This is a genomic window from Zestosphaera sp., from assembly GCA_038843015.1.
GTDB lineage: Archaea > Thermoproteota > Thermoprotei_A > Sulfolobales > NBVN01 > Zestomicrobium.
Window position 1 is genome coordinate 164260 of record JAWBSH010000003.1, and the last position, 11847, is coordinate 176106.

Annotated in this window: 10 protein-coding genes; 4 read left to right on the plus strand and 6 right to left on the minus strand. The window is 42.5% G+C overall.

Going from position 1 to position 11847, the window contains the following annotated elements:
• Positions 1–52: 52 nt before the first annotated feature.
• Complete coding sequence (locus QXL29_03580) at positions 53–634, minus strand: phosphoribosyltransferase (protein ID MEM2283675.1); 582 nt, start codon at positions 632–634, stop codon at positions 53–55.
• A gap of 124 nt (positions 635–758) precedes the next feature.
• Here QXL29_03580 and QXL29_03585 point away from each other — a divergent pair, with 124 nt between their 5' ends.
• Genes QXL29_03585 through QXL29_03600 form a run of 4 tightly spaced genes read left to right on the plus strand, consistent with a single transcriptional unit; the run spans position 759 to position 5338 of the window.
• On the plus strand, positions 759–2114 hold the full coding sequence (locus tag QXL29_03585; GenBank protein ID MEM2283676.1) for a CoA-binding protein: 1356 nt from the start codon (positions 759–761) through the stop codon (positions 2112–2114).
• A gap of 32 nt (positions 2115–2146) precedes the next feature.
• On the plus strand, positions 2147–3997 hold the full coding sequence (locus QXL29_03590) for an indolepyruvate ferredoxin oxidoreductase subunit alpha (GenBank protein ID MEM2283677.1): 1851 nt from the start codon (positions 2147–2149) through the stop codon (positions 3995–3997).
• On the plus strand, positions 3990–4622 hold the full coding sequence (locus QXL29_03595; protein MEM2283678.1) for an indolepyruvate oxidoreductase subunit beta: 633 nt from the start codon (positions 3990–3992) through the stop codon (positions 4620–4622). Before QXL29_03590 ends, QXL29_03595 begins: the two co-directional genes overlap by 8 nt.
• Positions 4623–4660: 38 nt before the next feature.
• The gene (locus tag QXL29_03600) at positions 4661–5338 is read left to right on the plus strand and encodes an HAD-IB family phosphatase (GenBank protein MEM2283679.1); all 678 of its coding nucleotides are present in this window, start codon (positions 4661–4663) and stop codon (positions 5336–5338) included.
• A gap of 330 nt (positions 5339–5668) precedes the next feature.
• Here the strand turns inward: QXL29_03600 and QXL29_03605 are convergent, their stop codons facing one another.
• The 5 genes from QXL29_03605 to QXL29_03625 all read right to left on the minus strand — a co-directional run bounded on the left by QXL29_03605 (position 5669) and on the right by QXL29_03625 (position 11803).
• On the minus strand, positions 5669–6544 hold the full coding sequence (locus tag QXL29_03605; GenBank protein MEM2283680.1) for a hypothetical protein: 876 nt from the start codon (positions 6542–6544) through the stop codon (positions 5669–5671).
• A 2-nt stretch (positions 6545–6546) separates the two neighbouring features.
• Entirely contained in the window at positions 6547–8751 is a 2205-nt protein-coding gene (locus QXL29_03610; GenBank protein ID MEM2283681.1) for a hypothetical protein, read from the minus strand.
• The gene (locus QXL29_03615) at positions 8751–9827 is read right to left on the minus strand and encodes a hypothetical protein (GenBank protein ID MEM2283682.1); all 1077 of its coding nucleotides are present in this window, start codon (positions 9825–9827) and stop codon (positions 8751–8753) included. Before QXL29_03615 ends, QXL29_03610 begins: the two co-directional genes overlap by 1 nt.
• Positions 9828–9960: 133 nt before the next feature.
• Positions 9961–11229: a SufS family cysteine desulfurase gene (locus QXL29_03620; GenBank protein MEM2283683.1), complete on the minus strand. Its 1269-nt coding sequence runs from the start codon at positions 11227–11229 to the stop codon at positions 9961–9963.
• 22 nt (positions 11230–11251) lie between these two features.
• Positions 11252–11803 carry a hypothetical protein gene (locus QXL29_03625; protein MEM2283684.1) on the minus strand — a complete coding sequence of 184 codons (552 nt, stop codon included), beginning with the start codon at positions 11801–11803 and terminating at the stop codon, positions 11252–11254.
• Between the last annotated feature and the right edge of the window lie 44 nt (positions 11804–11847).

Here is an 11847-nt window from a genome sequence, read left to right on the forward strand (position 1 = left end):
CTCAACACCACCCATAGTGAGTGGGAAACCCATAAGAGGGCTGTGAGAATAGCTAGATTCTACACGTGTTTATAAGTTCCTGTATTTGTGTCTCTTCTTCGGGGAATCCTATAGACCTTAATCTCGCAATAAGTGATTCGAGATCGCTTATCTGCTCACGTGTTTTTAACTCTCTTATGAATTCACATAATTCCCACGGGAATACAACCCACTTCATTGTTTCTTGAGCGAAGAAATCTGGTTTAATGATTGACTTAGGTTTATAGAAGAGAACTGCCGTCTTAACTGACCTAGCACCTCTTAACCTAACTTGCTCGGTGACTATTTCTAAGGTTCTTCCAGAGTCAACCACGTCATCTACTATCAGTATATTCTTTCCTCTAACATCAGCTGTTAGAGGCTGAGTTATTATAGGTCTTTCAGCTCTCTCTTCAATTCCTCTATAAAACTTTACCTCAACTACTCCTATATTGTCAGTCCCGAGTATGTCGCTGAGTATTCTTGCTACGATATATCCTCCCCTTAATATGCCTACTATTAAGTCTATTTCTAGACCTTCCTTAATTATGTCTAGAGCTAACTTAAGAACGGCTTCATATATTTTCTTCCAAGTTAGTATAAGAAACTCGCTCATAGTCTACCCCCTACTCAAGCTTGAAACTCCGTTCTATTACTTAATGTAATTATTAAGGTTAAGTAATTAAGTCTTAATATTTCTAAGGTTATATATTATCGATTTAGGAGCGAGTGGAGGTAGTATGAATCTCACTCTAACAGAAGTTTTTAGATCTCTAGAGTCTGTTGTGGTAGTGGGTGGCTCGCCGGTAAGAGGTAAGGTAGGTAACGTAATACTTGATAATATCCTGCGGTACGGTTTTAATGGGAGGGTCTACGTAATTAACCCAAAATATGATTCTGTTTTAGGTTTAAAGTCTTATAAGAATCTTAAAGAACTCCCTGAAAAACCCGACATTGTTGTGGTGGCAGTCCCTGCGGGCGCGGTAGCGCAGGTAGTTGAGGAAGCTGCTAGTGTGGGAGCTAAGCTAGCTATAGTGATTTCATCAGGTTTTAGTGAGGATGAGAGGCTCAGTCTTCAGAAAAAGTTAGAAAATGTAGTTAAGTCTTATAAGATTAGAGTTATAGGACCTAACTCCGCCGGAATAACTCTTAGTAGCTTATTTCTTCACGCAAGTATTGAGGTACTGCCTACGAGAGGTAGTGTCGGCATAGCTGCGCAGAGCGGGGCTGTAGGCGGGGTAATAATTAGCGAGTTGAAAAAATACTCATCAGGTGTCTCTTTCTTTGTTAGCTTAGGCAACTGTGCTGACGTGTCTCCCGAGGAAGTGTTAGAGTATGCCGCGGAAGACGAAAATACTGACGCACTAATACTCTATCTTGAGTGGTTGCGTGACGGGAGGAAATTCGTGGAGAACGGTCTTAAGCTACTGAGTACTGCGAAGCCCTTATGTGTTATTAAGGGGGGAGTAGGTAAGCAGAGCTCAGAGGCTGTCAAGTCTCATACTGGTGGGTTAACGCCCAGCTACGAAGTCTTTAAAGCAGCGGTTTCAAAGATCAGGGGCTATTTAGCTACAGAGATTCAAGACGCTGTAGAAGTCTGTGAGCTTGCGAGACGTCTTAAAAGACTTAATCCTTCAAGAATTATAATAGTCACCAATTCTGGCGGGTTAGGAGTGCTTGCAGCATCACACCTAGATTTAAGCGGTTTTGAGATACCTAGACCGCCGTCTAAGCTTGTTGAAGCCCTAAGCAAGTTGGGCTTGAGGAACGCGGCATCTAACCCGCTAGACCTGGGCGGCGACACATACATAGAGACTCTGACAGACATCCTAACGTTGAGAGAACTCAAGGAGTACTATGACCTGGCAGTACTCGCTTATGTTCCGACAGCCGCAGAAACCCCTGAAAAGATTGCTAAAGTTATTGAAGAGAAACAGTCTAGTTTCACCCTGCCTGTAATAGGGTACTTCGCTGGTGAGGGTTCGTACGAGATTGTAGCTAGAATCTCGAAATATCTTCCGGTGATTTCTTCGTCCTGGATTTTAAGTAGAGCATTAATATACATGAGGGAATTTAATAGGGGGTTTAGGTCATGAGCGTTTTAAACCCTTTAAAAGCCCCTGCTGGTGTGAGATTAGCTCTCATGGGTAATGAAGCTATAGCTAGGGGCGTTATTGAGTCAGGAACTTACGTCGTCACTGGATATCCGGGAACCCCGTCTAGTGAAGTCTTAATGACTCTTCACGAGTATAGTGAGGGTCTAGACTTATATGCCGAGTGGGCTGTAAACGAAAGAGTAGCTTTTGAGATAGCGTTAGGTGCTTCTTTAGGTGGTGCTAGGTCTCTCGTGACCATGAAGGGGCCGGGCTTTAACGTCGCTTCAGACCCTATCTTATCAGCAGCTTACTCAGGTGTTAACGGCGGTCTCACCATATTAGTAGCTGACGACCCAGGACCCATAACAACACAGACAGAGCAAGACAGCAGGTGGTATGCTAAGCTCTCTAAACTGCCTATGATAACTCCTTCATCCCCTCAAGAAGCGAAAGACTTTACTGTAGTATCTCAGCTCCTCAGTGAGGACGTCATGTTGCCAGTCATACTGAGAACTACTACCAGAGTTAACCATGCAGTAAGTGAAGTCATAACAGGTGATGTAAGGCCTCCTAAGAAGTACCGTGAGTTTCGTAAAGACCCTCCGAGGTACGTGAGGGCGGGTATGGCGTGGAATTTAGAGAGGCATAAATGGCTTAATAATCAGCTCAAAACAGTTGAGGGTCTCGTAAGGAAGTACGGGCTAAACAAAGTATGGGGTGAGGGTTCTAGTTGTGTTGTTGTTGAGGGTGTGAGCTATAATTACGTTATGGAAGTGTTAAGTAGGGTAGAGTCGTGGGAGCGCAAGATTAGAGTCGTTAAGGTAGACGTGTTATACCCTATTCCGAGGAACTTCTTGCTGGATTCTCTAAGCGGATGTAAGGAGATCTTAGTTGTTGAGGAGCTAGACCCCTACTTAGAGGAGTCTATTAAGGCGTTGTTGCAAGACCAAGACCTAAGGATAAAGGTATTCGGTAAGTTAAGCGGTTACTTGCCTTTAGAGGGCGAGCTCAATACACGCGTAGTATCTCAAGCAGTCTCAAGGATTCTAGGTCATGAAGTTGCTGAACCCTATCATGATGGAATGATTAAAGATCTGGAAGTTCCTACACGCCCGCCCCCCTTATGTCCTGGTTGCCCTCACAGAAACTCTTATATTGCGATGCTTCTAGGTATCGCTAAGGCAGGCTATAAACGTGATGAGATACCTGTCTTCGGAGATATTGGTTGTTATGCGTTAAGCGTTAATCCCCCGCTCAATGCTATATGGACCGAACACAGCATGGGAGCTAGTATATCGATGGCTATGGGTCTTAAGGTAGGAGGGTTTGATAAGCCCGTGATAGCAACTATAGGGGACTCAACCTTCTTTCATGCGGGGATTCAGCCACTAATTGAGGCAGTTAACAAGAGAGTGGACTTGCTAGTCTTAGTACTTGATAATTCAGTTGTTGCTATGACGGGACATCAGTCAACTCCTGCTTGGGAGACTACAGAATCTGGTAGGGTCACGAAGCCCGTGGAGATAGTTGATGTGCTCAAGTCTATAGGTGTTGATAATCTAGCAGTAGTTAATCCTTTTGAGATAGATGAGATGATTAATAAAGTGAGTGAGTTTATTAAAAAGCCAGGCGTTAACGTGATAGTTGCTAAGGCTCCCTGTGCGCTCCTTAAGGTTAGGAGAGAGGGAGTGAAGAAAAAATACACTGTTCTGAGTAGTAAGTGTGTTAGTTGCTTAGCTTGTGTAAGACTAACTGGTTGTCCAGCCCTATATATAGGAGACGATAATAAGGTGAAGATCTTGATGGATGACTGTGTGGGGTGTGGTCTATGTGCTAGGTATTGCCCGTATAAAGCTATTGTTGAGGTGAGTCCTCATGAGTGAGGGCAGAATATTCAATATACTCATATCGTCTGTCGGTGGTCAGGGAGGTCTAACGCTATCTAGAGTTATAGCGTTAAGTGCTGTTATTTCAGGGTATTATGTAAGGACTGGCGAGACTCTAGGTATGGCTCAGAGATTCGGTAGCGTGGTTAGTTACGTGAGGGTAGGTATAGGTAGAGAAGTATATTCACCTCTGTTTAGTTTTAATGAAGCTCACTACATCGTGTGTATGGAGGTCTTGGAATGTGCTAGAGCACTGAAGTATCTGCGTGATGACGGCATCATAGTACTAGATAAGACTATAAAGCCTCCGGCATCAATGAGTTTAGCAGGTAAAAACTCTGCTTTTAGAGAGCAGGTAATCAAGCAAATCATAGACGTAGTTGGTCCTGAGAGAGTTGTTGTTGTTCCAGCAAGGGATATTGCTTCAAGTCTAGGTAATCCTAGAGGAGCTAACATGGTTTTACTAGGTGTTTTGAATAGAATCTCAGGACTATTTGATAATGAGAAGATAGAGGAAGCTATATCAAACTTCTTTGAAGGTAGAGCCAGGGAGCTTTCTCTGACTGCTTACAGAGAAGGATATAAATACGTGAATCAGCAACGAGCACCAAACACAGTTTAGTACTTAATATCCTGAAGCCCTAAAGAGGTTGAAGTGCTTTGCCTTGTAAGGTAAGTGTGGCGGCTTTTGACTTAGACGGTGTCTTAATAAGGTGGAGATCTTCCTGGAGAGCTCTACACGAGTATTTCGGCTCTTTAAGTTTAATCGTTGAAAGTAATGACGCCGAGAAATTCTTGAGAGGCGAAATAACTTATGAGGAATGGATGAGGAGAGATTTAGAAGCTATAATCAAAGCTCTTGGAAAGCCCCCAACTAGAGAAGAAATAATTAAAGCATTCTCTAGGTATGAGCTAGTTGACGGTGCCAAAGACTTAATCAACTTCTTGAAAGAGAGAGGAGTCTACACCCTCATCGTTAGTGGGGGGATTGACTTACTAGCTGAGATTATAAAGAGAGAGCTAGGTGTAGACGCGGCATTCGCTAACAGGCTAGTCTTTGACGAGAAGGGATACCTAATACCGAGAGGTATTGAAGTAGTTAATCCTCTCAAAAAAGGAGAACTGTTGAAGAAGTTATCAATACAGCTTAGAGTACCACTTAGTGAATTTATGTATGTAGGAGACACTGAATGGGATTTTGAGGCTTTAAACCTTGTTGGGTATCCCGTCCTCCTCAACTACGGCGACGTAAAGCCTTCAATAGAGTCTAAATACATTATAGTCAACACCTTATATGAGGTAATAGAGTTTCTCACGAAATGCTTTAACCGTAGTTAAGAACTCTTTGAGGGGGTTCGGGTTTCATGCTGTTTGATATCGACCCTTGGCTTCATTGACCTCAAGGCGCCTTTCATCGGAGACCTTATCATTGGTCTCTACTCTTTCAGGGTAACCCCAACTCGTAGCCCCTCACCAGTTTCACGACTGCGGAGAAACCCCCACATACTGGCTTTAGACGCCCCACCCACTCGAGTCTTCACCACACACCCACATCGTGAGCGAGCTCAACCCACAATAAAGCAACTTACATCAAACCCCTTACAAACCTTTACAAAACACAAAACAGTTGCACTAGGCAAGGCCAGTAATTCAGTGTAGACTACAATATTATGATGTTTGTGATGCGTATCTATTTATCTCTTCTTCAAGTATCTCTACCAGTCTTTGAGGCACTTCTTCAGGTCCTCTTGATGTCTGGAGTAGTAGCTCTAGAGCTGACTTAATTCTTTCTTTAAGTGTTTCATCAAGTAGACTAAACTTATAGATTTGTTCTTGGACTAGGTGACTAAACTCTACACGAGCTCTCTCAGCTTGAAGTGGTAGCCCCCAACTCCTAGAGTAGAAGTATACGTACGCGATTAAGGTTAAGTCAACGAGATATGAGAAATCTACATGTTTAATCACTTCTTTCAAGAAAGAATTGAAGTAAATCGTTAAGAACTTCACGTAGTTCTTCAGAGAGACTACTAACGACGTTACACTTCTTCTTTCTATGGAACTCGTAAATGTCTTCACGTATCTTGATAGCATCTCACTAAGGTCGTTCATTTTTAACGAGGAGAGCGTGTCGTTGAAGTCTTGTAGCCTCTCGATTAGCTCCTTGTAAAAACCCCATTGAGGGATATTGCCTTTAGTGAGTGATTGAAGAATTCTGAAAGCTGGTAAAACTAGGAAAACGTAGTTATGTAGATTCCTCTCAAGGAGGTCTCTAATGATTTGCTGTTCTCTCATGAAGTAGTAGAGAAACATGAACTGCTCTACATCTTTTTTTACTAGCTCATTAATAGCTATCCTTATTACGTCACCCTCTACAGTCTTTATTTCGAGTCCTTCGCTGGGGAGTCTTACCATCTCTCTCACACTCTTGAGAGGTATTCTCTTTATCTCGCCTAGCATCTCAAGCTTTTCTACTATTAATGAAGTGTCGCTAGTTCTCACGACACATTTGTACTCTATTTTGTTTTCATAGCATCTAGTAGACAACCTTAACTCCCTCCCTCCTTCAGACGTATTACGCCTTCGTAAACTTCTATGTCGCTTCTGCTCATTAAGAGCACCCAAATAAGCTGTACTGAGACCTCTGTAGTGAAGGGCAGCTCATTAACGTTGATGGATTTTTTCTCTGCGAGTTCCTGCAGTATGTAGTCACCGAATAGAGTCAGGTGTTTAGAAAGGTTGTTGAGGACTGCTAACCTTTCTAGAGTTAATGAAGTGTTTTCAAGTACTGTAGGTAATTCAGCAAGTAAGTTTTCAAAACCTTCCATGAGGTTTGCGGGAGACCGGATAGCGTCTCTGCTGAGCTTGGACCTAACAAGGTCTATATTCCTCTTCATTCTTCCCAACAACATGTCTTCTATCTCCACGTCCCCTCCGTAAACAGCTTTTATTTTTAGGCTTACTTTCTCCACGTCCGTGATTAACGTGTTAATTAACTCGTCTATGATGGTGAGTAAGTTGTTGTACAAGATAGAATATCTTCTCAGGTAAGAAATCACTTCTAACTCACTCACTATTCCGGGGATCTCGTCTAGCTCGTTATACAGTTTCTCTAAGACTGCTGAAGCTTCAAGTCCTTCTAGAGGCTTCTTCTTTAATTTCCTCACCTTGTCAGTAACTAGTCCTTTGGCTTGTATCAACCTATTATGTAGTTCCCTAAGCTTAGGTAGGGTTACGCTGATCATGTTATCATAGCTTTTTAGCATGAAGTATATATCTTCTAATAAAGATTTGCTAGACATGCAGTCTATCTTCTCTATTTTCTCAGTCTCTATAGGCGTTACAGACAATTGTTCTGACACGCTTATGTAAGTGTTTAGGACTAGGTTCTTAAGCACGGTGCAGCTCTCTCTCAATGTATTAGCTACTGAACCCACGTACTGAGGTATCTTATCAACTCTCTCTATCTCCTGAAATCTCTGAGCTCCTTCTCTGAGGCGGTCTCCGTAAGGAGTTGCTAAGACTAAAGCTACTACCTTCGAGTAGGTGATCAGTGCGTGAGCATACATAGACTTCATATGATCTGAGAGCTCAATCAACTGTTTTTCAGCATTCTTAAGAACGTCACTAACTAGCTGGAGCCTGCTTACGGGAACAAGCTTCTTTAAAATAATGGCTTTAGACATCTCTAAGCTCCCCTTTATTACATTCAGTTTATTCTCGACTTCTTTAAGCGCGTCTTCAGACCATAAACCAGTCTTGCCCACTTCGTTATAGACTGTCGTGAGACTCTGCACCTCGCGTTCTAAGGCCCCCAGAACGGAACTCAAGTGTCTTCTTTTCTCTGACATTATTCTCAGATAAGCTACTGTCGCTGTAACAGAAGAGATTATTACGGCTACTAAGAAGGCTGAAGTCAAGTTATACTCTAAGTACCGGTAGAAAGGCTCTAGAAAAATTACAGACATAGAGATATAGAAAAGCCCGACAAACGTTAAGGAAGATATGAAGTATCTTATGACGATTATAGCTAAGTTGACTGTCTCCCTACCTACTAAGCTGTAAGATATTATGTTTATGAAGGAAGCTACAGTAAAGCTTATCAAGAGAGATACGTAGACTTGTGTGAACTCTGTTGCTGTGCCTATACTCATGTGAGGAACTCCTGTGAGGTCAGGTAACACGTAATAAAGACCTAAGAAGATTAGGAGCGAGAACATGAGGCTCATAATCCCTGAGAAATATGTTTTGAAGTTCTTGACAGTAACGACAGAGAGTGAGAGTAACCATATAAACTCATAGACGCTGAGGCTAACCCCCCATAAGCCGTCTGTCAGAGCAAACGTAACGAAAAAGAATATAGGCAGGTGGACGCTCAACTCCCAAATATTCAGTTTCGAGACTAGATTCCACGCAACCACAGCCGATAATAGGAGTGTTGAGAATAGCACGTAGAGACTCCCTAGCAACGGCAGCTTAATGCTGGGTAGTGAGAAAACTACGTTGAGGAGCAACATGTAGCTCACGAAGAGAGGCGAGAAAGCCAGCGAGTCATAGTAGGGTAAGTCCCTAGGATATATTAGGGGGGCGAGCAAAGTCAAGGTTATTAAAGCGCCTGCGAGCGGAATCCCTATAGGTTCCTTCATTAGGCCTAGCGCATAATTAGTCAGTACGATCCATAGAGAGATTATGAGTGATGCCCAAATAACTTCTAGTCTAGACTTCTTAGCCCCGTCTAACTCCTGCCTGATCATTAAGACCCCCTCTCCGTCGTAGTCAGGAACTCTCTAGTCAGCTTCATTAAAGGAATCAATACTCTAAGGTCTTTTTCTTCCTCGCTTAGTATTGATGGAGCGTCCCAAACATCTTTTGACAACTTTATTATCAAGTCATCACTACTCTCACTAATAAAAATACGCACATAGTCTTCTGTCGTAGTTTTAGGAGTAAATGTTTTGTAGACTGCCCACCCACAGACCTTAACCATTTCATTGATATTGACTTGATTTAGTAATTCCGCGTTGCCTTCTAGGTACGCGTATCCCATACTCCCAGCAAATATGGTTCCCCATGTAAGAAACTTAGCTAGTTGAGAAGCTCCAGCTAGGTTCTTTATTAGTAGTGAAGCCTCCTCGAGACTCAATAACGATACGAAGTATAAGTGTCTCATCTCTCTAGTGTCGGTTAGTAGGATTTCCTTGCCTAAGTTATCTGAATAAAGTCTTAAACCCCACCTAAGTAGTTCCTCAACTCCTTGAGGACTGAGATATCTATAGAATCTGTCAATCCTTAGTACACTCACCCTATTAACTAGTCTTTCTTTCAAGACTTTAGCTAAAAACGTAACTAGGTTAAATCTATTAATGAGAGTTAGCTCTCTATCTATTACGATCAAGGCTTCCGCCCTGCTAGCACTACTCTTGAGAGACCTGAAAACCTCAAGAGTCTTGTAAGCTACAGATAATTCCTTAGCTTGAACTCTAGATACCAGGAATAACTCCTCTACATCCTCAGTTATTAATGAGGGAAGAACACTCTCTTCGAAAGTTCCTTCTTGAGAAACTCCTTCTTTTAAGTAGCTTACCCACATGCTATACTTATACGAGTCTTCAGAAGGTCTTGAAAGCACGTAACTATTAGGTTTAAAGAACTCTAGAGACTTTTCAGACCCTTCCTTAATTCTAATAATTAGGTAACCTCTACTAACTAACGCCTCGCTTAAAATGTGTTCAATAAGTTGTGGCGCCATAATCACGGCTAACTTATTATGGTCTATGAAATCAAGAGAGCCCATAAAGCTCTCAAATATGTTCACAGACCATATACTCACTAAAACTCACCAACCCTATTAATATACTCGTAATTTCTATAAATAATCTTATTGAACTCTTTAGGCCGCGTTGATCGCTACATCTAGGTACTTATTTTTAGTTTTCCTTAACTTGCTAGATTATGCGGAAGAATCAGGTTCCAGTACAAACTTCCTCGACAGGCTCTCTAGCAAGCCTTTCTCTCAACGATATTATTAACTTTAACGCCTCAACAAACACTTCCACTTCTTCTAATGTGTTGTACACATAATAACTTGCTCTCACTGAGCCACTGAATCCTAGTCTGTAATGTAGTGGGTGAGCACAGTGCCCTCCAGTCCTTACGGCTATCCCGAAAAGGTCTAGTGCTTTACCCACAGTATGGTGATGCAGGTCTTTAACGTTGAACGCTACTAGCCCTGTTCTCATGTGAGGGTCTTTAGGTCCTAGGACTATCACCTCATCACCTAGCTCCTTAAACTTCTTCAGAGTCTCATGTACTAGAATTACATCGTGCTCTCTCACGTTCTCCATTCCCAACCTCATCAAATACTTAGCCGCTTCCGCAAGTCCTATCATGCCAGCAATATTTGGTGTTCCGGCTACGAACCTCCACGGTAGGTCGTGCCACACCACAGAATCTAGCGTCACGTCTTTTATAGTGTCACCACCGACTCTAAAGGGCTTCATAGACTCCAGAACGTCTTTCCTACCCCAAAGCACGCCGCTCCCAGTAGGTCCGAGCATTTTATGCCCGCTGAACGCGATGAAATCTAGTTCTAGTTCTCTCACATTTGTTGGAACGTGTGGCACGTACTGAGCTCCATCCCCTACAGCTATAGCTCCTACAGAGTGGGCTAATTTCGCAATTCTCCTCACGTCGTTTATTGTTCCAACGACGTTGCTTGCCATTGGGAAAGCAACTACTCTAGTCTTCTCACTAACAGCTCTCTCAAGCTCGTCGTAATTGAGTGTTCCCTCTTCTGTTACATTCACGTACTTAATTCTAGCGCCAGTCTTCTCAGCAACAGCTCTCCACGGGAGCATGTTACTATGGTGGTCCATGACAGTAACTACTATCTCGTCGCCAGGCTTTAGATTATCTAGTCCCCAACCCCAAGCAACTAGATTTAATCCATCGGTAGTGTTAGATACGTCAATTATCTCTTCCCAGGAGTAAGCGTTTATGAACTTAGCTAAGACTTCATGTGCTTCCTCATATGCTTGACTAGCTTCTTGAGAAAGCGTGTGGAAGCCCCTGTGAACGTTGGCATTATAATTGAAGTAAAACTTGACTATAGCTGCCACGACTTGCCTTGGTTTCTGAGTTGTGGCTGCATTATCTAGATATATGAGTCTCCTCCCGTTGATTTTGCGCTTGAGGATTGGGAAGTCTTCCCTAATCTTTTCAACATCTAACACGTTAGGCACCTCTAACTAGAAATCAGCTTTCAGCGCTCTCCTTTCCCTTTAGCAACTTACTTAGGAGACTTATGATCGTGTCTTCCTTACTTAATGGGGGCTTCACAGGCTCTCCTTTCAGAAACTTGCTGACTCTCTCTGGGAATGACGGGACAATATTTTTTAAGTCTATATCGCTTAAGACTCCATCATATTTCTCTTTATAGGCTACCTTACCGTCAATCCAGCTCAGGAGAAGTGTTGTAGGGGATGAGTGAACATCAAAATATGTGAAAGTAGCTGAAGCAACTAACGACTCACAATCTCTAGCGAACCAATTACAGAGGACTATATAGAAACTAAACTCATTACTTTCACTACTTAAGCTCCTGACGAAAGGGAACCAGTATATGTCGTATCTCCTGCACGCGTGACACTTAGCATTATCAAAATACATTACCGCGTACTTATCTCTAGGTATGAAGGGGTCTATCCCCTCTATATTCAAATAAACCCACGTGTTTTCTCCTCTCAAATATTTATAGATGCCGTGTTTGTTTTCAGGAGTTATCTCTCTGAACTTCGAGTCACTCACTCAACTCACCAAAATAATAGGGTAAGGATTAGATTAAAATTAAA